Below are 19,746 nucleotides of genomic sequence, written 5' to 3'. Positions count from 1 at the left end.
CTCCTGCCTCTACATAGGCAGGTCGCAAGGGAATTGAAACATTTCCCCGCCAGCCGACACGTCCGCGTGAGAGTATTGTAGCATATCTTGCCGCAGCCGCAGTCTGCGCTCAGATCGTCCACAAGGCGGCGTGACCGCCCGTGAGGAAGGAGGCCCCAATGGCTACTTTGCGGAAAATCTTGCTGGTCGATGACGATGATGATCTGCGCGAGGCGCTGTCCGAACAGCTTGTCATGACCGAAGATTTCGACGTGTTCGAGGCCCGTACCGGTGCCGAGGGCATGGAGAAAACCAAGGCGGGCCTTTACGATCTGGTGATCCTGGATGTCGGGTTGCCCGATACCGACGGGCGCGAACTGTGCCGCCGGATGCGCAAGGCCGGGGTGAAATGCCCGATCCTGATGCTGACCGGCCATGACACCGACGCCGATGCGATCCTGGGTCTGGACAGCGGCGCCAATGATTATGTGACCAAGCCGTTCAAGTTTCCGGTCCTTTTGGCGCGCATCCGTGCGCAACTGCGGCAGCACGAACAATCTGAAGATGCAGTGTTTCAGCTTGGGCCCTATACCTTCAAGCCGGCGCAGAAAATGCTGATCGGCGCCAAGGACAAGAAGGTACGGTTGACCGAAAAGGAAACCAATATCCTCAAGTTTCTGTACCGCGCCCAAGCGGGCGTGGTGGCCCGCGACGTGCTGCTGCACGAAGTCTGGGGGTATAACGCCGGGGTGACGACCCACACGCTGGAAACCCATATCTACCGCCTGCGGCAAAAGATTGAATCCGATCCCTCGAATGCGCGGCTGCTGGTCACCGAGAATGGCGGATACAAGTTGGTAGCGTGACGTTTTCGGCAACAAAGGCGGCGATCCAGGTCATCTTGTTGCCAGAATTCACGGCTATCCAACGTGTATGATTTCCCCTGTCCGCGTCGGGGTTATGATGCGGTTCCTCCCTGTTGGACCTGGCCGGGCATTGCCCGGCCTCTTTTTTCAGTCAAGCCGCAGGAACAGCGTCACGAAAATCAGGATCAGCGCCGCGCCGCCCAGGCAGATCGCATAGGGCAGTTGCAGCGCCGCAACCGGCCCGAATGGCGCGCCCAAAGTCACGACCAATCCCCCCGCAACCGAGCCAAAGGCCGACGGCCCGGTGCCGCAAAAGCGGTAGGCCGCATTGACCCGGCCCAGCAGCGGTGCCGGAATATGGCGCTGGCGATAGCTGACGGTGGCAATGTTCCACAGCATTGCGGTAAATGCCTCCAGCGTGAGGGCGGCCCCGGCGGTCACAACATTCTGTGTGGTTGCCAGCAGCGCCGCCGCCAGCCCAAAGCCGCCAAGCCCCGCCAGCAACCCTGCGGTCGGCCCGGTGCGCCGCAGGATCGCGGGGCCGAACAGGCTACCAATCAGCCCGCCGCCTGCCACCACGGCCAGCATCGCACCGTATCCTGCCGCGCTTAACCCCAGCACCGTCTGGGCATAAAGCACCACCAGCGCCCAGAACATCGACCCGATAAAGTTGAAGGCCCCCAACGCCAGCGCCGTGCGCCGCAGCGTCTGGTGCCGCCACAAGAACAGCAGCCCCTCTTTCAGCGCCGGGCCAAAGGGTTGCGGCGCGGCGCGGGGCGTGGGTGGCAGGTCCATCCGCAGCACCAGCCCGATGGCGGCGGCCAGCATCGCCGCCTCCACCCCAAAGGGCAGGGCCAGCGCAACGCCGATCAGCAGGCCGGCGAGTGGTGGCCCGGCAAACTGGCCCGCAACCTGCTCCACGCTCCACAACAGGCCATTGGCATCCTCCAGCCGGTCTTGCGGCACCACGGCAGGCAGGAAACTTTGCGCGGTATTGTCGCGCAACACCTCGGCCGCACCCAAGGCAAAGGTCAGCGCTGTCAGTGCCCAGACCGCTGCGGCCCCGCCCACCGGGGCCGTGGCCAGCAAGACCAGCGCCCCCGCAAGACCCAGCCGCAGCGCATCGCAGGTCAGGATCAGGTTTTTGCGGTCAAACCTGTCGGTGATCACGCCCGCCGGCAGGGACAGGATCAGCCAAGGCAGTTGCCGTGCCGCAGCCACCGCCCCGATCAGCAAGGGGTCACTGGTCAGCTGTGTGGCAAACCACGGCAGGGCCACCGCCAGACATCCATCGCCCAGATTGGTAAAGGCCGAGGCCGCGAACAACAGGCGAAAATTGCGGTTGGCAAACAGCCGTGGGCGGGTCATAGCCGCGATCCTGCGGCGCGCCTTGGAGGGCGTCAAGCCGGTGCAATCCTTGGTTGTGATGAATTTGCCATGGTTTCTTGAGGAATTTGCCGCTTCCTTGCGGGCTTCTTCGAAGAATCGGCATTCTGGGGTATACAGTTATTACCTCCCTGTTGGACTTGGCCCGGCCACTCTTTGGACCGGGCCTTTCTTTGGCTTGAGGGTTCAGCTTACGCGCACTAGCTTGGCCGCTGTCAGCAGCGGAGCGTGCCATGCCTTTCACCCTTGCAACCTGGAACATCAACTCGGTCCGCCTGCGCGAGGCGCTGGTGGTAAAGCTGATGACGGAACATGCGCCCGACATTCTTTGCCTTCAGGAATGCAAAAGCCCGGTCGAGAATATTCCCCTCGATCAGTTCCGCGCTCTTGGCTACAGCCACATGGTTGCGCGGGGCCAAAAGGGTTATAACGGCGTGGCGATCCTGTCCAAACTGCCCATCACCGATGCGGGTGACCGCGATTATGCCAAGCTGGGCCACGCCCGGCATGTGGCGGCGCGGCTGGAAAACGGGGTGGTGATCCACAATTGCTATGTGCCCGCCGGGGGCGATATTCCCGACCGCGCCGAGAATGTGAAGTTCGGCCAGAAGCTGGATTTTCTGACAGACATGCGGGATGCCTTCCGCGCCGACCGGCCGGAACGGTCGATTCTGGTGGGCGATCTGAACATCGCGCCGCGAGAGGATGACGTGTGGAACCACAAGGCCTTGCTGAAGATCGTCAGCCATACGCCCATCGAGGTGCAGCATCTGGCCGATGCGCAGCAGGCGGGCGACTGGGTTGATGTGACGCGGCAAGACATCCCGCAGGGGCTGCTTTATAGTTGGTGGTCCTATCGCAGCCCCGATTGGGACAGCGCCGACAAAGGCCGTCGGCTGGATCACATCTGGGCCACGCCCGATATCTCCAGCGCTGCCCATGGCAGCCGTATCCTGCGCGACGTGCGCGGCTGGGACCAGCCGAGCGACCATGCCCCGGTGTTCGCAACCTTTGATCTGTAATCAGCGCCCGCGCGTCCAGCCGCTGCCCCGCCGCAATTTCACTGCCAGCGATACGGCGGCATAGGTGGCAAAGCCCACGGGGTCGCTGATCGCGAGCCATGCCACGCCACCAAGGCCCAAGGTGGCCTTGGCCTCGCACGCCAGCAGGCCGGGATACAGCCGGTCAATTTCGGCCACGCCCGCATCCTGACGGCGGCGCACGCGGGTCAGGGCGGCAAAGCCCTCAATCATCGGCCAATCATAGGGGGCGGGCACTTGCACCCGCTCGCCCGGCAGGAATTGCAGCCGCACGAATGTATCGTCCGAGATGATCGCCGGGAAATCGCCCCAGCGCGCGCGCCCCGCCGGATTCACCGCGAACAGGCCATAGCCCGGCGCGGGTGACCGGGCAAAGGGCAGGCGCTGCCACAGCCGGGCATAGGCGCGGGTTATCGCACTTTTCGCCCGGGGAATGCGCGCTGTGCCCGTGACATAGCGCGGCGCATCCGCGCCAAGCGCCTGCACGATCTGCGCCATTAGTGCGGGGGAAACCAGCACATCGGCGTCCAGATAGGCGCGCATCGGCCCTTGCGCCGCGCGGTCGCCGTGGTTCAGCGCGTTGGGCTTGCCGCCTTGCGGCAAATCCAGCACCACCAGCCCCCAGCCCGCCGCCTTTGCCGCCGCTGCCATCGCGCGGGCACGGTCGGCCGTGGCATCGCGGCAGCCATTGGCCACCACCACCGCCTCAGCCCCGCCGGGCACCGGGGTGCTGGCGAACAGGGCGGTCAGGCAATCGGCGATATAGCCTTCCTCGTTCGAGGCGGGGATGATCACGCTCAGCATTTGCCGCACCCCCCCGCAATCGCCTGCCAGCGCGGATTGTCATCGGTGAGATGCCGCAGGGCCCCCCAACTGCCCCATTTGTCGGCTTTCAGCACATCGACAAAGGCGTTGAACGGCGCGTCGGTCAGCTTGGCCCAGCCGGACAGCAGGTCGCCATAAAGGATCGCCATTTCGGGGGAATAGTTCAATTGGGTGAAAAAGGCGGTCAGTTCGGCGTCATCAACCTGCCCGCCAAACCCCACCACATGGGTGCCGCCCTCATACATCACCAACCGCAGGCCTGCCTTTTTTGCCACCCCGGCATGATAGGGCAGGGTTTCGTGCAGCAGGGTCTGCAAGGTATCGGTCGGATCGCCCGTCACCGAGCCGTCGCGCAATTCTTGCGCGGCAAGGGTATTGGCCATGGCATAGGGGTGCGCCGGGTCTGCCGCACGCGATTGGGCCAGCCAGTCGCGCACCGTTGCAACCTTGCCATCCGCGCCCAGCATGGCCGAGAAATAGCCCGTCACCGCATAGGCATCAAAATGGCTGGCGGGCGGCTTGCCGCCTTCGGCTATCACCAGCGGCGCGTTCAGGATCTGGTCTTCCAACCCCAGCCAGCCGGTCTGTACCGACACCACCCGCACCAGCCGCGCCGGATCGGCTTTGAAAACGCCGGCCCAGATATCGGCCACCTGCCCGGCGCGCAGGACATAGAACTGCACCCAGGCCTGATCTTGCCCCCAGCGCGCCTTGCCCTGTTCCTCGGCCCATTTGGCTTGGGCGAATTGCCAGTTCCAGACCTCGTTCGAATATTCCACCCAGGCCCGCAGTCCGGGCTTTAGCCCCTTTTGCGCTATGTTGGCCCATTCGGAGACCAAGGCATCATCGGCCATATGCGGAATGTTGAACCAGGCATCCGCTCCAATCTCATTGGCCAGCGCCACCATGATTTCGGGCGGCACGCCGACGCGCGCCCAAGTGTAATCACCCACATGCGCGCGGGTGGCCGGGGTGGTGACCACGCTGTCATTGGTCAGCCCCCAGTCCATGAACCGTACCATTTTCGCGCCGCGAATGCGGGCCAGCCAATCGGGGTTGAAAATCTGGCCTGCCGCCAGCAGCCCCTCGCGGTCTTCGCGCACCACGCGGATGTTGCGAATGGGGTTTGCAGGTTCGGTGGCCGTAATGGTCAGCAGAACCGCGCCTTCGCCGGGGGAATAGTCGAACAGAATGCGCCCGGGCGTGGCGCTGGCAATCCGGGCGCGGCCATCTACCTTCAGCGTGCCGTCGCCCTGCCATGTCAGCACATAGCGCCCTGCCACACCGCCCGCCGTATCGGGCAGGTCGGTCAGGATCAGGGTTGTGATCCCGGTCACCTCTGACGGCAAAGCCTTGGGCCAGCCATTGGCATCCAGATAGCCCTTGGCGGCAAGGTCGTCATGGCTCCACCCGCCCCATTGGCCGGGCAGATGGCCCACCCAAGGGCGGGCGGTCTTCATGATGTCGAGAAAGGGCTGTTGCACCGTCCAGTCATTCACTCCGGCCAGCCCCAAGGCCAGATTGGGGTTGGTGATGCCGGTCAGCTTGGCTGGCGGGGCCGCAGCGGTGGTCACCTTCGGCTGATAGGAAGAGACCGCTTCCCACGCGACGGCCTGAAAGGCGCGGGCCTGTGCGTCGGTGATCACCGCGTCGCGCGACAGCCAGTTGCGTGTCAGCCGTGCGGGCAGACCCTCTGGAGATTTTCCAGAGATTGCAGCCGCTTGCACCATGGCAAGAAAATAAAGCCCCTTGCCATCGGGGTGGGTATCATCGGTGAACACCTGCCGCAGATTGGTCAGGCCCGGCACCTTGCCCGCTGCCATCGCCTGCGACAGGGCCAGCATTGCCTGCCCGGCGGGGATAAGCGTCACGGACACGCCTTTGGCGCTGGCCTTGGCGGCAATCGCCTCCCACAGGGGCAGTTCGTCGGCAACGCGGGTGGCCCATGGTGTTGCGGCTCCCGGATCGCCCGGAATCACCATGCCGGGGCCGCTGGCAAGGCTGGGCCAGGTTTCATACAGGAACACCCGGACATCGGGGTTTGATTGCTGCGCCAGCGTGGCAAAGCGTTCTACTTGTTCGGCGCTGCCAGTCTGCACGGCAACCGGCTGGGCTTCGGTCAGGACCAGCACATCCACCCCGCCGCGTGCCAGCCGCGCCCGGCTGTCTACGCCCTCGGCCCCTTGTGCATGATCCCAGTTATAGGCCAGCGAGGCGCCGTTGATCACCTGCGCCTCGACTACAGTGGGGCCGGAGAGCTGGTCCAGCGCAGCCTCGACCAGATCGGGCAGGTTGGGGCCGACAAGGCTGTGGCCGATGAAAAGAACCTGAAACAGAAGACCTAGCACACTCATATCATCCGACCGCTGCCACCATGCCGGTCGCAGGATAGCGGGTCACGACCTGCCAGACCACCTGTTGCAGCACCTTGGCGGCTGCCTCGGGCACCGAATGTGCCGGACTGTCATCGGCACGGGCCAGCCGATGCGGCAGGCCAACGGGCGGGCGCTGGTACATCACGGCATAATGGGTCAGGGCCATCAGCCAGGCGCCAAGATCGTTGAAATGGATCGTATCGGGGCGGCCATCCGGCCCGGTTGCGAAAAACTGCCGCCGATCGGTCAGGCCGGGCAAAAGGCCTGCCTCCGCCGCGCGGGCGGCGGCAGCCATAACCTGTCCGCCCGGAATGAGATAGATCGGCCCAGCCTCTTGCGATGCCGGATAAAGCAGCCGATCCAGCCACAAAGTCTGCATGTCGCCGTCGATCCGGTTCAGCCAACCGACCGGATCGTCCAGCCTGTGCCAGGTTTCATACAGGAACACCCGTATCGACGGGTTGCCAGCCCGCGCCCGCGCCGCCCAATGCGCCAGATGCACGGCACTGTCGTGCCAGCGCAGGGCGTCGCGCAGCTCGACCATCTCGGTCACGACCAGCGCGTCATAGCGGCCAGAGGCCATTGCCTCTGCCACCGGGCGGTGCGCCGGATGGGTGTTTTCGGCGGCAAAACCCGGAACGTCACCTGTTCGGTGCTGCGCCAGAGAGGCACCCCAGCCCAACTGGCTGGCATGGTCGTGCCCGGCCAGTTGGGCCAGCATGGCGGGCATATCGCGGCCAACCAGACTGTGGCCCAGATGATAGGTGGCAAGCGTGCCGCGGGGTGGCGGCAACCGGGGCAGCGCAGGCACAGGGGCGGGCCGCAATGCGGCCATCCCCGTCAGCCCACCCGCCACCGCCACACCCATTCCCGCCAGAACCTGCCGTCGCCGCATCTCGCGCCCCCTGTTGCGCCCGATTTGGGAAGCCAACCCGCCCCACACCAGAGGCCCGCTAATATTTTGGCGGCGATTCAGCATTGCTCAACCCGATTGGCGCAAGATCGGCCAGATTGGGAAAGGCCGGCCATGGGCACGATCACTGGCACCGGAACCGCCGTGACCAGCCTTGGTGGCATCGCCGGCTATGGCGAGGTCGCGGTTGACCGGGGCGACGATACCGCGCTGCACCTTGACGCCTCGGCGATATTCGAGGCGGGCCTGAACTATTTCGGCCAACCGATCGCTGCCACCGACATCTGGGTGAACACCAATGGCACCGTGTCGCTGGGGGCGGCCTTTACAGCCTATCCCACCACGGCGAATGCCCAGCCCAATGCCAACCTGTTTGCGCCCTATTGGGGCGATGTTGATACCCGCCTGCGGGGTGAGGGGGTGGAAAGCGGCCAGATTCATGTCGATCTGGATCAGGCGAATGATTGCCTGACCGTCACCTGGGATATGGTGGGTGTTTATCGCCGCGATACTACCGCGCCCAACCGGGTGCAGATGCAGCTTTATGACCGGGGCGGCGGCGATTTTGACATCGTGTTCCGTTATGAACTGGTCAGTTGGACAATCGGCACCGCCCCGGATGATGCGGGGGCAAGGGCGATGCTGTTCACCATTGGGGGTGCGCCGGTCACGCTGATGCCGGGCGGCGATTTGGCGTTGCTGGATGAGGTGGCGGGCAACACCGGCCTTACAGGCTTTTGGGTCTGGCGGATGCGCGGCGGGGTTTTGCAGCCCGGTCTTGGCAGCGTGGGAACCGAGGGCCACGACCTGTTGCAAGGTAACCCCTTTGCCGACCAGATCAACGCGTTGGCTGGCAATGACACGGTTCACGCCGATGCGGGCAACGATACGGTTCTGGGCGAGGACGGTGATGACCAGTTGCACGGCGCCATTGGCAATGACAGCCTTTTGGGCGGTACGGGCCATGACATGCTTTGGGGCGATGACGGCAATGATGTACTGCGCGGCGAGGCCGGGAATGACACGCTTTATGGTGGCCTTGGCGGCGATACGCTGGATGGCGGTGAAGGGGATGATGCCCTTTATGGTGGCCCGGATGAGGGCGATCTGCGCGACGTGATCTATGGCGGCGCGGGCAATGACCAGCTTTACGGCGGCGGCGGCAATGACTCGCAGTCGGGCGGTCTGGGCAATGACACGGTGGATGGCGGGCCGGGGGCTGACACGCTGATCGGCAATGAAGGCAATGATGTGCTGTCGGGCGGCCCCGGTGCAGATGTGATCTTTGGCAATGACGGCAATGACTGGATCAATGGCGGGTTCGGCAATGACCGGCTGAATGGCGGTGCGGGGGCGGACCGCTTTTATCACCTTGGCATCCCTGATCATGGGTCGGACTGGATACAGGATTATTCGGGCGCCGATGGCGACCGGCTGCTGTTTGGCCAACCGGGCGCGCGGTCCGATCAGTTTCAGGTCAACTATGCCTATACCACGGATGCGAACGGCGTTTCGGCTGGGGCATCAGATGTGGCCGAGGCCTTTGTGATCTATAAACCCACCGGCCAGATCATCTGGGCGCTGGTCGATGGCGGGGGGCAGGATGCGATCTGGCTGCAACTGGGCAGCCAGCTTTACGATCTTGTGCCGTAGGGGTGGTTGCCCCCGCTGCCGTGGCATCCTAGGTCGCAACGCAGAAGACAGCGATGCAGGACAGCATGACGACCGGGGCCGAGGTTATTCATCAGATCGCCACCCATGGCCTGTGGGTTCTGGCCCCCCTTGGCGTGATCGAAGGGCCGGTGGTTACCATCATCGCGGGCTGGCTGGCAACGCTGGGCCTGTTGTCGGCGCTGCCTGCCGTGATCTGTCTGGTGGTGGCCGATGTGGTGGGCGATTGCCTGCTTTATGCGGCGGGGCGCGGGTTTCGGCTGGACCGTCTGCCCCTGATCGGGCCGCGCCTGCGCGTGCCCCGAGAGCGGATGGTGCCTCTGGTCCGCGCGATACGCCAGAATGATGTGCGCCTGCTGGTTTTGGGCAAGCTGACCCATGCGGCGGGCTTTGCCGTGCTGATTGCGGCCGGGGTGGCGCGGGTCGGGCTGGGGCGGTTCATTCTGCTCAACACGCTCGCCTCGATCCCGAAAACGCTGGTGCTGTTCGTGGTGGGGTATCTGTTCGGGCGCGCACATGAACAGGTGGCCGCGTGGCTGTCATATGGCTCTGCCACTCTGCTTGCGGTTCTGGTCTTCGCTGTGGGGCTGTGGCTTGCCCACCGCAGGCGGGTGGCAATCTTGCAGGCTCAATCGCGTGATGGTTGAATCGCGACGCCCCTTCCGCTAACGGGAAAAGCACTGACAACAGCGCAACGTCGCCAATATGTTAACAAAAACGAGGGCGGGCAGTGAAACGGGCAGGTCGCATTCTGGGGGTCCTTCTGGCCCTGTCGGTGATCGGCGGTTGTGCGGCGCCTCGGGGTGCGGCGCTGAAACGTCAGGTGATCGGTGACGCTGCCGCGCATAAGGCCGAAGCCATCTATCAGGTGATCCGCGTCGGGCAAGCCAATCTGGCCGCCGTCGAAAGCTGGCCTGCTACGGGCACCGGGGTCGGCTTTGGCTGGCCCGGCAAGGCGCAGGCGCAGGTCGCGCGCGCCATCCGGCCCGGCGATGTGCTGCATGTCACCATCTGGGACCCGCAGGAAAATTCGCTGCTGACCACGGTGGAACAGCGCGCCGCACAACTGACAGAGCTGACCGTTGCCCCTGACGGCAGCGTTTTCGTGCCCTATGTCGAAACCATCAAGGTGGCGGGGCTGAACCCCGAAGACGCCCGCGCGCAGATTCAGCAGAAACTCAGCGTCATTGCCCCGTCGGCGCAGGTTCAGCTTGCCGTCGCGGGTGGGGAGCAGAACATGCTTGATCTGGTTGCCGGTGTGCAGCGGCCCGGTCGCTATCCGGTTGCCGCCAGGGGGGTCACCATCCTCAGTCTCCTGGCCGAAGGGGGCGGCATTCCGCCCGGCCTGCGCAATCCGGTCGTGCGGCTGCAACGCGGCGGAGTGGCCTATGCCGCGCTGGCCAAGGATCTGTACCGCGACCCGTCCCGCGACATTCTGATGCGTGGCGGCGACCGGGTGGTGGTCGAGGAAGATCCACGCAGCATCGTCGTTCTGGGCGCGGCCGGGGTGGAGCGGACGGTTTTCTTTGAAAAGCAAAGCCATACCCTGCTGGAGACGCTGTCCCTTGCCGCCGGTCTGTCAGAGGCGCGGGCCGACCCGGCGGGCGTTCTGATCTTGCGTAAGTATGGTGACAAGGCGCTGCGTCACGATGGCAGCGGCCCGAACCGGCGCGAGGTGATCTTTGCCTTCGATCTGTCCACAGGAGAGGGGCTGTTTGCCGCGCGCTCGTTCCATGTTCACGCTGACGATGTGGTGCTGGTCACCGAATCGCCGCTGCCTGCCACGGCGGGTATCCTTGGCGTCTTCAATGCCACCGCCGTGCTGGCCAGCCGGATCGAGGGCTAATTCAGGTTGAACACCCGGCTGGGGTGCAATTCGCCGGCCTTGTAGATGCCTACGGCTACGGGCTTGCCCTGATAGCTGGCCCAAGCCTCATCACCATATTGAGCGGTGGACGAAATCACCATGCCGGGGTTGCCGTTCTTCAGCCGCACCGCGCCTTCGGGCGTGGCGGGCACCTGCGGCAGATCGGCCAGCCCAAGTTCCAGCGGCCGGACATGGCTGTCCAGCTCGTCGGTTTTGGCCATCCGCTCAATCTCTTCCATGCTCAGGCCGTCCTTGGCCTGAAACGGGCCAGACCATTCGCGGCGCAGCCATTGCACATGGCCCAGACACCCCAGCGCCCGGCCCAGATCGCGCGCGATGGACCGGACATAGCCGCCCTTGCCGCAGACCATTTCCAGCTCGACATGATCGGCGTCGTGGCGGGCCAGAACCTTCAGCCGCTCGACCCACAGCGGGCGGGCGACCAGATCCATTTCCACCCCTTCGCGGGCAAGATCATAGGCGCGCTCGCCTTCGACCTTCACGGCGGAAAACTGCGGCGGCACTTGCAGGATGTCACCGCGAAAGGCGGGCAGCGCGGCGGCAATTTCCTCATCCGTCGGGCGCAGGGCGCTGGTTTCCACCACCGCGCCCTCGGCATCATCGGTGGTGGTTGCCGCACCAAAGGTCACCACGAAGCGATAGCATTTCAGCGCATCGGTGATGTAGGGCACGGTCTTGGTGGCTTCGCCCAAAGCCACGGCCAGAACGCCGGTTGCCGCAGGGTCCAGCGTGCCGGCATGGCCCGCCTTTTGCGCCGACAGCGCCCATTTGACCTTGTTTACCACCGCGGTCGAGGTCACGCCCGCAGGCTTATCCACCACCAGCCAGCCCGAGACCGGGCGGCCCTTTTTCACGCGTGCCATCACTTACTCCTTGGGTCGGACAACCGCGATGATCGGCCCCAGGGGCCAGCCAAAGTCGTTCCGTCCGATCGCGGGCGCGTATAGCCGAGAGATCGAGCCGTCAAGGTAAAGCGCTTGATCCACCCCCAGCCGGTCCCGGAAATAGCGGCCAAAGGTGTCAAAGTTCACCTGATCGTCCGATATGACAAAGATTGCCCGCTGCCCGTCGGCGCTGACCCCCACGCCGTTGCGATAGTTCAGCGAATCCGACTCTGGAATGAACCTTGGGTGCAATTTGCCATCGAGCACCAGCATCGGCCCTGATTGCGTGGCCAGATTGCAGGCAGGCGGGCGGGCGGCAAAGCGGCGCGTTTCGATCACGGCAAACGGCACGGCAAAGGGGCGCGTGCCGCCTGCGCAAAAAACTCCGTTGGGCAGCATTCCGAAATTGCCCGGCCCGTCCTCGGTGACGATGGGAAAGCGCTGCTTGCCCTCTGCCACGAACAGGCCAATCGGTGCCTGCGCCTTGTCATACATGCCGGCATTCATGGCGAATTCCAGCAGCAGCCCCTGATCATCCAGATCGGTCGCAAGCGAGGCGAAATTGCCGTAAATGCCCGAAGGGCCATCCAGATACAGCCGCAGGTCATCGGCGGGTGTGACTGTGCAGGCGGTAAAGGCCGCGCCGTCAAAGCTGTCGGTCGTGCAAGTCAGGGCCACCGCCGGTACGGGCAAGATAGCCAGAAAAAGGGCGACCAGCCTATTCGCTGTCATCTTCCGCAGGCTCGTCCCCGGCAAGGTCACGCTGCACCGAAGGGTCGGCAAACAGCCGCCGCGTCTCATCCAGCCGGTCAAAGGTTTCGTCGGGGCGAAACCGCAGGTCGGGGGTGTATTTCAGCGTCATGCCCGCGCCGATGCGGTGGCGCAGCTCTGCCTTGTTGCGGGCAAGGGCGGCAATGGCATCGGTGACCGGCACCGACCCCATCAGCGGCATGACATAGGCCGTCGCCACCTTGAGGTCGGGCGAACAGCGCACTTCGCCGACAGTGATCGACATGCGGTTCAGCTCGGGGTCGTGAATGTCACCCCGGTTCAGGATGTCCGACAGGGTGCGGCGAATCAATTCGCCGACCCGAAGCTGTCGCTGCGACGGGCCTTCGCCCGTGTGGAAAGTCTTTTTACCCATAAGAGCGCAGATAAGCTGTTTTGGCTCGGCCCGCAACGGCGGGCTTCCGGGCCTGTGCGAATGCCGCTAAACCCGTGGCAAGATGTAGGAGTGCGCCATGTCTGAACTGCCGGGAATCGTGATCACGGGGGCCTCTGGCCGGATGGGCCAGATGCTGGTCAAGACAGTGCTGGCCTCGGGAAAGGCGCGACTGGTTGGCTGTGTGGAGCGCGCGGGCAACCCTTGGGTGGGGCTGGATGTGGGGCAGGCGATGGGCGGCGCGGCACTGGGCGTGACCGTCACCGATGACCCGCTGGAGGCTTTTGCCAAGGCGCAGGCGGTGATCGACTTTACCGCCCCCGCCGCCACGGCAGAGTTTGCCGCGCTGGCAGCCCAGGCGCGTGCGGTGCATGTGATCGGCACCACCGGGCTGGAGGCAGAACACCACGCCAGAATCGACGCCGCCGCCCGCCATGCCGTGGTGGTGCAGGCCGGGAACATGGGCCTTGGCATCAACCTGCTGGTTGGTCTGACCCGCAAGGTGGCGCAGGCGCTGGATGCCGACTGGGATGTCGAGGTGATCGAGGCGCATCACCGCATGAAGGTTGATGCGCCCTCGGGCACCGCCCTGATGCTGGGTCAGGCCGCCGCCGAAGGACGGGGTGTATCGCTGCAAGAGGCGCGCGTTTCGGGCCGCGACGGCATCACCGGGGCGCGGGAACGCGGGACGATTGGCTTCAGCGCGATCCGGGGGGGGGACATCGTGGGCGAACATGACGTGCTGTTCGCCGGGGATGGAGAGCGGATCATCCTGCGCCATGTCGCGACCGACCGGGGCATCTTTGCCCGTGGCGCGCTGCGGGCGGCGCTGTGGGGGCAGGGACAAAAGCCCGGTCGCTATGACATGATGGATGTTCTGGGGCTGTAAGCCGGCGGGGCGCTGCCCCGCACCCCGGAGTATTTGAAAAGGTGCAAATAGAAGGCTGCGCCCTGCCATTGCACCTTTCGAAATACTCTGCGGGGGTGCGGGGGTGTAAAACCCCCGCGGCGGTATCAAAAGTCGATGGCGAGGCCTTTTTTCTCCCAATCGCCATAGCGAACAGGTTCTGGGCCATCGCGGCCACCCCATTCCTTGGGCAGAGGGTCGGCCTTGGCGGCCTTGCGGCGCTCTTCCGCCTCGGCCAGCGCGCGCTGGGCTGCGGGGGGCAGATCGGGGCGTTGGTCGGTCATGGACTGTTCCTTTGGCGGACAAGCGGATATAGGCGCGGATCATGGAACACGGCAAGTCTGACCCCCGAAAAGATTCGACCCGCGCGGCAACGGTTGCCGTGCTGGACGGTGTGCTTGGCGATGGCGCGATGCTGGCGCAAATGACCGGCGAGGAGGGGCCCTTGGCCGCCCTGTCGGGGCCAGAGCGGGCGCGGGCGCAGCGGCTGGCGCTGGCCGTTCTGCGGTCGGTCGAACCGATAGATCGGATGCTGGGCCAGTTCATGCGCAAGGCACCACCCCTGACCACGCTGAATATCCTGCGGCTGGCGGCGGTGGAACTGGCTGGCGGAGCCGCCCCGCATGGGGTTGTGAATGCCTGCGTCGGGTTGGCCCGGGCAGGAAAAAAGACCCAGCATCAGGCCGGGCTGATCAACGCGGTGTTGCGTCAGGTCGCGGCGGGGCCATTGCCTGGCCCGGTGCAGAAGATGCCGCGCTGGCTGCGCCAACCGCTGGTTCATGCCTGGGGCCGCGAGGCGGTGGCAGCGATCGAGGCGGTGCAGGCCGCGCCGCCGCCGGTCGATCTGACCTTGCGCGCAGGATTTGCCGCGCCCGAGGGGCTGGCCCTGCCGACCGGCAGCCTGCGGCTGGCCGAGGCGGGGCAGGTTTCGGCGCTGCCCGGCTATGCCGAGGGCGGTTGGTGGGTGCAGGATGCCGCCGCCGCGCTGGCGGTGCCCTTGCTGGGCGATGTGGCGGGCTTGCGCGTGTTGGATCTGTGCGCGGCACCGGGTGGCAAGACGCTGCAACTGGCCGCTGCCGGGGCAAAGGTGGTGGCGCTGGATATTTCCGAGGCGCGGCTGGCGCGGTTGCGGGAAAATCTGGCCCGCACCGGGCTGGTGGCACAGGTAGTGGTGGCGGATGGGCTGGAATGGGCGCCCGACGCCCCGTTTGACGCGATTCTGCTGGATGCGCCCTGTTCGGCAACCGGGACGATCCGGCGGCACCCTGATCTGCCCTTTGTGAAGGATGGGTCAGAGGTTGCCGGGCTGGTTGATTTGCAGGCCCGGCTGCTGGACCGCGCCTTGGGTTGGCTGAAGCCGGGGGGGCGGCTGGTTTATGTCACCTGCTCTCTGCTGCCAGAGGAGGGCGAGGGGCAGTTGGTCTCTGCCCTTGCACGGCATCCGGGTCTGCGGTTGCGGCAGCCTGATCTGGCCGGGATCGAGCCGGGCTGGGTGACGGCAGAGGGCGGGCTGCGGCTGCGGCCGGATTATTGGGCCGACCGCGGCGGGATGGATGGATTCTTCATGGTCTGCCTTGAGGTGGCGGGCGCGTAATTTCGCGCGTGAAAGCCTTGGCGATTCTTTGATGTCTGATGAAATCTGATTTTTCAGCTTGCGTGCGATGCACGCGCCCTGTGGGGTGAAATTAACCACGTCTGGCGGCGTTGATGGCCACAACGTCGATCTTGGTCATCGTCATCATCGCGGCAAAGGCGCGCTTGGCCTCTTCTCCGCCGGCGGCCATCGCCTCGGTCAGGGTGCGGGGGGTGATCTGTCAGTTCAGGCCCCATCTGTCCTTACACCAGCCGCAGGCGCTGGCTTGGCCGCCATTGCCGATGATGGCATTCCAGTAACGGTCGGTTTCTTCCTGATCGTCGGTGGCAATCTGAAACGAGAACGCCTCGGACTGTTTGAAGACGGGTCCACCGTTCAGACCGATGCAGGGCACGCCGCAGACCATGAACTCTACCGTCAACACATCGCCCGCCTTGCCCGAAGGGTAATCGGTCGGAGCGCGGAAGACACCGGTGACGGCGCTGTCGGGGAAGGTGTCGGCATAAAAGCGGGCCGCAGCCTCGGCGTCTTTGTCATACCAGATGCAGATTGTGTTTTTTGCGGCGGTCATCGGGGTTTGCCTTTCGTGTTTGGGGGGGAGCGGTGGTTCCCCTGCCTTCCCCCAAAAGGGGCTGGTGCTGCGATGGAGTGATCTTGGTCCCAAGGCGGGATTCGCGCAAATGGCGTGGGCGTCCGTGGGCCGGGATCGGTTGGTTTCAGCCGTTGGGCAGGTGCAACAGCACGGCCAACAGGGGTTCCTGCGGGGCAACGGGCAGGGGTTCGTCGGTCAGTGTAAGACTGTTGGCACGGGCCGCGTAAACCGCCAGCAGGGTGTTTGCGGGCGGCGTCAGGGTTTGGGCGGTGGTGATAACCTGAACCTGCGGGCGCGGCAGGTTACGCGCTGTCATCACGTTGAAATCATCCGACGGGGCGGTGACGCCCGTGGCGGTGACTGGCACGTCGCCGGGAAAGGCGACGGGGGCAAAGGGGCGGGCTTGCAGGGCGATGCCCTCGCCCGTCAGGTCAAAGCCGGGGCCGGTGAGGATGGTCAGATTGCGCTCGATCCCTGGAAAGATCGAGAAGGGGCCGTTTTCGATGACGCTGGCGCGGGACAGACGCCAGAGCAGGCCGGTTGGCCCCTCGGCGCGGGCAAGCTCAATGGTGACGCCCTTGCCATTGGCCCAGGGCATCGGGCGGAAATCGGCGGCGGTGAGGTGGCGGATCATTCTGCGGCCTGAGGGCTGGGGGTAGGGCCGATCTGGGGCGCGGTTTCCGGAGCCAGTTCCTCGAAGTCGAAATTATCCAGACGGCGGGCGCGGCGGCTGGCCTTGTCAGAGGAAATCTTGATTTCTTCCAAGTCTTTGGCGGCCTGACCAAAGTGGCGATCCAGGTTACCGACACGCTCGGTCAAGCGGGTTACATCGGTGTAAAGCGCGGCCAGTTCCTTGCGGATTGCGCCTGCCTGTTCGCGCATCCGCGCGTCTTTCAGCACGGCGCGCATGGTGTTCAGCGTGGCCATGCAGGTGGTGGGCGAGACGATCCAGACCCGCGCCGTAAAGCCTTCGCGCACCAGTTCGGGGAAGTTGGCGTGCAGTTCGGCATAGACCGCCTCGGACGGCAGGAACATCAGCGCGCCATCGGCGGTTTCGCCTTCGAGGATGTATTTTTCCGAAATCGCGCGGATATGGGCGCGGACGGCACCGCGCATCAGGGTGGCGGCCTCTTGCGCCATGCGGGGGGTATCGGCGCGGCGGATCGCCTCATAGGCCTCCAGCGGGAATTTGGCGTCGATCACGATGGGCCCGGGCGGGTTGGGCAGGTGGATCAGGCAATCGGCCCGCCGCCCGTTCGATAGGGTGGCCTGCATCGTATAGGCATCGGCGGGCAGGGCCTTTTGCACGATGTCATTCAACTGGATTTCGCCGAACGCGCCGCGCGTCTGCTTGTTCGACAGAATATCCTGCAAAGACAACACATTGCCCGAAAGCTTTTCAATATTGGCCTGCGCCTTGTCGATGGTTTCCAGCCGCTGATGCAGATCGCCCAGACTGCGGGCGGTGCGGGTGGCGGTGCCGTGCAGCGCCTCATTCATCTGGCGCTGGACTTCGGTCAGCCGGGTTTCCATCAGTTGCAGCATGGCGGTCTGGCTGACCGCCTGATTTTCGCCAACGTGGTGCAGGCCACCCGCAAGGCGTTCCTGCCCGTCAGACAGACCCTGCACGCGCTGCGACAGCCAGCCCATTTCTCGGAGCAGTGGCGCGGTCGATTGCGCGCCGCGGGTGGCGGTGCGCAGGATCAGGAACAGGAAGATAAGGAGGACAAGCGCCGCCCCCCCAAGGATCAGCACCTCGGGTGAGTTCCAGGCATAGCTTTGGCCGAAAAGGGTGATCATCTGCGTCCGAAAAGCCGTTCAATATCGTGGAGTTTCAGTTCCACATAGGTGGGGCGGCCATGGTTGCACTGGCCGGAATGGGGGGTGGCTTCCATCTCTCGCAGAAGGGCGTTCATCTCTTCGGGGCGCATCTGGCGGCCCGAGCGGATGGAGCCGTGGCAGGCCATGCGCGACAGGATCGCCTCGATCTTCGCTTGCAGCAGGTCGCTGCGGCCAAGGTCGGCCAGTTCATCCAGCACATCGCGCAGCAGGGCGGCGGCGGGGATTGTGCCAAGGATGGCAGGGGTTTCACGCACGGCCACGGCACTGCCGCCAAAGGGTTCGATGGTCAGGCCAAGGCGGTGCAGCGCATCGGCATGGGTCAGCAGCAGGGCAGCATCGGGTGAGGAAAGCTCAACGATTTCAGGGATCAGAAGGGCCTGCGCGGTGATGCCGGTTTCCGCCATCTGGCGTTTCAGACGCTCATAGACCAGGCGTTCATGGGCGGCGTGCTGATCGACGATGACCATGCCGGTGGCGGTCTGGGCGATGATGTAATTCTCATGCACCTGCGCGCGGGCGGCCCCCAAGGGGCTGCTGGTGTCGGCAACGGGGGCCGGTTCGGAGCGGGCGGCGGGGGCCTCGGCAAAGCCGGGCATCGGGGTTTCGGGGGCCTGCCATTGGGTGACGCGGGCGAAGGTTTGCTGCGCCGGGCGGTCCATTTGATAGATGCGCGGTTGTTCGGGGCGCAGGGCGGCAAGGGTGGCATCGGCCACCGTGGTGCTGGCGCGGTGACCGGCACCGGAAAGCGCGGTGCGCAGGCCGGTGATGATGAGGGAGCGCACGGCCTCGGGTTCACGAAACCGCACCTCGGCCTTGGCGGGGTGGACGTTCACGTCAACGCGTTCGGGGTCGCAGGTCAGGTTCAGCACGGCGGCGGGGTGGCGGTCGCGCGACAGAAAGTCGAAATAGGCGACCCGCAGCGCACCCAGCAGCATGCGGTCCAGCACCGGGCGGCCATTCACAAAGACGAATTGCTGCACGGAAGAGCCGCGCGAATAGGTGGGCAGGGCGGCATAGCCGGACAGGTGCAGGCCCTCGCGCCCAACATCGATCTTCAGCGCGTTGGTGGTAAAATCGGCGCCCAGCATCTGGGTCAGCCGACCATGCAGGGCGTCGAAGAAATCGCCTGATTGCGGGTCGGCGCGGAAAATCTGGCGCGGGGCCTCGCCCTCGGCGATTTCAGACAGGGTGAAGCCCACCATCGGTTCGGCCATCGCCAGGCGGCGCACCACTTCGGCAATCGCGCCCGCCTCGGCCCGGTCGGTGCGCAGGAATTTCAGGCGCGCGGGGGTGGCAAAGAACAGGTCGCGCAGTTCGATCACGGTGCCACGATTCAACGCGGCGGGTTTCACCGGGCCTTCACGCCCGCCCGTCACGGTGATCTGTGCGGCGTCATGCCCTTCGGCGCGGCTGGTCAGCGTCAGGCGACCGACGGAGCCGAGCGAGGCCAGCGCCTCGCCCCGGAAGCCAAAGCTGTGGATGTTCAACAGGTCGCTGCCGTCGATCTTTGACGTGGCATGGCGGGCGACGGCAAGCGGCAGGTCCGCCGCCGTCATGCCGCAACCGTCATCGGTGACGCGGATCAGCACCTTGCCCCCGGCGGAATAATCGACCGACACACGCCGCGCCCCGGCATCCAGCGCGTTTTCCACCAGTTCCTTGACGGCAGAGGCGGGGCGTTCCACCACCTCGCCCGCCGCGATGCGGTTGATCGCGGCTTCGTCCAACGGACGGATCACGGGACGGTCAGTTCCCGAGATATGGGTGGCATGAAGGGTCATGCCACCATCCTTAGCAGGTGCCACAGATTCGGGGAAGGGAG

The 19,746-nt window shown here is 64.9% G+C and carries 18 protein-coding genes and 1 pseudogene; 7 read left to right on the top strand and 12 right to left on the bottom strand.

Annotation, left to right across the window (positions count from 1 at the left end; genetic code table 11):
- The first annotated feature begins 158 nt into the window (after nucleotides 1-158).
- The gene (locus JI744_RS16160) at nucleotides 159-845 is read left to right on the top strand and encodes a response regulator transcription factor (RefSeq protein ID WP_202662178.1); all 687 of its coding nucleotides are present in this window, start codon (nucleotides 159-161) and stop codon (nucleotides 843-845) included.
- 147 nt (nucleotides 846-992) lie between these two features.
- Here JI744_RS16160 and JI744_RS16155 read toward each other — a convergent pair whose 3' ends face one another.
- The gene (locus JI744_RS16155; RefSeq protein WP_202662177.1) at nucleotides 993-2,213 is read right to left on the bottom strand and encodes an MFS transporter; all 1,221 of its coding nucleotides are present in this window, start codon (nucleotides 2,211-2,213) and stop codon (nucleotides 993-995) included.
- Between the two features lie 251 nt (nucleotides 2,214-2,464).
- Here JI744_RS16155 and JI744_RS16150 point away from each other — a divergent pair, with 251 nt between their 5' ends.
- Entirely contained in the window at nucleotides 2,465-3,253 is a 789-nt protein-coding gene (locus JI744_RS16150) for an exodeoxyribonuclease III (RefSeq protein ID WP_202662176.1), read from the top strand.
- Here JI744_RS16150 and JI744_RS16145 read toward each other — a convergent pair whose 3' ends face one another.
- From JI744_RS16145 to JI744_RS16135, 3 genes are read right to left on the bottom strand one after another with little or no spacing between them, the layout of a single operon-like run.
- A complete protein-coding gene (locus JI744_RS16145; protein ID WP_202662175.1) occupies nucleotides 3,254-4,075 on the bottom strand; it encodes a glycosyltransferase family 2 protein in 822 nt (273 codons plus the stop codon).
- Entirely contained in the window at nucleotides 4,069-6,450 is a 2,382-nt protein-coding gene (locus JI744_RS16140; RefSeq protein ID WP_202662174.1) for a hypothetical protein, read from the bottom strand. Before JI744_RS16140 ends, JI744_RS16145 begins: the two co-directional genes overlap by 7 nt.
- A 1-nt stretch (nucleotide 6,451) precedes the next feature.
- Complete coding sequence (locus JI744_RS16135) at nucleotides 6,452-7,366, bottom strand: hypothetical protein (protein ID WP_236019498.1); 915 nt, start codon at nucleotides 7,364-7,366, stop codon at nucleotides 6,452-6,454.
- A gap of 132 nt (nucleotides 7,367-7,498) precedes the next feature.
- Between JI744_RS16135 and JI744_RS16130 the strand changes: the two genes are divergently transcribed.
- The 3 genes from JI744_RS16130 to JI744_RS16120 all read left to right on the top strand — a co-directional run bounded on the left by JI744_RS16130 (nucleotide 7,499) and on the right by JI744_RS16120 (nucleotide 10,901).
- Nucleotides 7,499-9,037: a calcium-binding protein gene (locus tag JI744_RS16130; RefSeq protein WP_202662173.1), complete on the top strand. Its 1,539-nt coding sequence runs from the start codon at nucleotides 7,499-7,501 to the stop codon at nucleotides 9,035-9,037.
- A 53-nt stretch (nucleotides 9,038-9,090) separates the two neighbouring features.
- Nucleotides 9,091-9,702 carry a DedA family protein gene (locus tag JI744_RS16125; RefSeq protein ID WP_202662172.1) on the top strand — a complete coding sequence of 204 codons (612 nt, stop codon included), beginning with the start codon at nucleotides 9,091-9,093 and terminating at the stop codon, nucleotides 9,700-9,702.
- 83 nt (nucleotides 9,703-9,785) lie between these two features.
- Entirely contained in the window at nucleotides 9,786-10,901 is a 1,116-nt protein-coding gene (locus JI744_RS16120; RefSeq protein WP_202662171.1) for a polysaccharide biosynthesis/export family protein, read from the top strand.
- On the opposite strand, the gene truB is transcribed toward JI744_RS16120, so the two are convergent.
- Genes truB through rbfA form a run of 3 tightly spaced genes read right to left on the bottom strand, consistent with a single transcriptional unit; the run spans nucleotide 10,898 to nucleotide 12,971 of the window.
- Nucleotides 10,898-11,806 (bottom strand): tRNA pseudouridine(55) synthase TruB, encoded by a 909-nt coding sequence (gene truB, locus JI744_RS16115; RefSeq protein ID WP_202662170.1) that lies wholly within the window; start codon nucleotides 11,804-11,806, stop codon nucleotides 10,898-10,900. The two genes, JI744_RS16120 and truB, sit on opposite strands and share 4 nt — an antisense overlap.
- A gap of 3 nt (nucleotides 11,807-11,809) precedes the next feature.
- Nucleotides 11,810-12,559, bottom strand: coding sequence for a phosphodiester glycosidase family protein (locus JI744_RS16110; protein WP_202662169.1), 750 nt, complete (start codon nucleotides 12,557-12,559; stop codon nucleotides 11,810-11,812).
- Entirely contained in the window at nucleotides 12,546-12,971 is a 426-nt protein-coding gene (gene rbfA / locus JI744_RS16105; RefSeq protein WP_202662168.1) for a 30S ribosome-binding factor RbfA, read from the bottom strand. The genes JI744_RS16110 and rbfA overlap by 14 nt, the downstream gene beginning before the upstream one ends.
- 97 nt (nucleotides 12,972-13,068) lie before the next feature.
- Here rbfA and dapB point away from each other — a divergent pair, with 97 nt between their 5' ends.
- Entirely contained in the window at nucleotides 13,069-13,878 is an 810-nt protein-coding gene (gene dapB / locus JI744_RS16100; protein WP_202662167.1) for a 4-hydroxy-tetrahydrodipicolinate reductase, read from the top strand.
- Between the two features lie 125 nt (nucleotides 13,879-14,003).
- Here the strand turns inward: dapB and JI744_RS16095 are convergent, their stop codons facing one another.
- The gene (locus JI744_RS16095) at nucleotides 14,004-14,180 is read right to left on the bottom strand and encodes a DUF1674 domain-containing protein (RefSeq protein ID WP_202662166.1); all 177 of its coding nucleotides are present in this window, start codon (nucleotides 14,178-14,180) and stop codon (nucleotides 14,004-14,006) included.
- 41 nt (nucleotides 14,181-14,221) lie between these two features.
- Here JI744_RS16095 and JI744_RS16090 point away from each other — a divergent pair, with 41 nt between their 5' ends.
- The gene (locus tag JI744_RS16090; RefSeq protein ID WP_202662165.1) at nucleotides 14,222-15,490 is read left to right on the top strand and encodes an RsmB/NOP family class I SAM-dependent RNA methyltransferase; all 1,269 of its coding nucleotides are present in this window, start codon (nucleotides 14,222-14,224) and stop codon (nucleotides 15,488-15,490) included.
- 91 nt (nucleotides 15,491-15,581) lie between these two features.
- On the opposite strand, the pseudogene JI744_RS16085 reads toward JI744_RS16090, so the two are convergent.
- The 4 genes and pseudogenes from JI744_RS16085 to mutL form a co-directional block, all read right to left on the bottom strand.
- A pseudogene (locus tag JI744_RS16085) lies at nucleotides 15,582-16,061 on the bottom strand (VOC family protein).
- 145 nt (nucleotides 16,062-16,206) lie between these two features.
- A complete protein-coding gene (locus JI744_RS16080; protein WP_202662164.1) occupies nucleotides 16,207-16,716 on the bottom strand; it encodes a HutD/Ves family protein in 510 nt (169 codons plus the stop codon).
- Nucleotides 16,713-17,882, bottom strand: coding sequence for a DNA recombination protein RmuC (locus JI744_RS16075; RefSeq protein ID WP_202662163.1), 1,170 nt, complete (start codon nucleotides 17,880-17,882; stop codon nucleotides 16,713-16,715). Before JI744_RS16075 ends, JI744_RS16080 begins: the two co-directional genes overlap by 4 nt.
- Complete coding sequence (gene mutL / locus JI744_RS16070) at nucleotides 17,879-19,705, bottom strand: DNA mismatch repair endonuclease MutL (protein WP_202662162.1); 1,827 nt, start codon at nucleotides 19,703-19,705, stop codon at nucleotides 17,879-17,881. The genes JI744_RS16075 and mutL overlap by 4 nt, the downstream gene beginning before the upstream one ends.
- Nucleotides 19,706-19,746: the final 41 nt, after the last annotated feature.

The organism is Fuscibacter oryzae (assembly GCF_016765795.1).
Classification (GTDB): domain Bacteria; phylum Pseudomonadota; class Alphaproteobacteria; order Rhodobacterales; family Rhodobacteraceae; genus Fuscibacter; species Fuscibacter oryzae.
The sequence above is the reverse complement of the archived record's forward strand: the minus strand, read 5'-3'. Positions and strand labels throughout refer to the sequence as shown.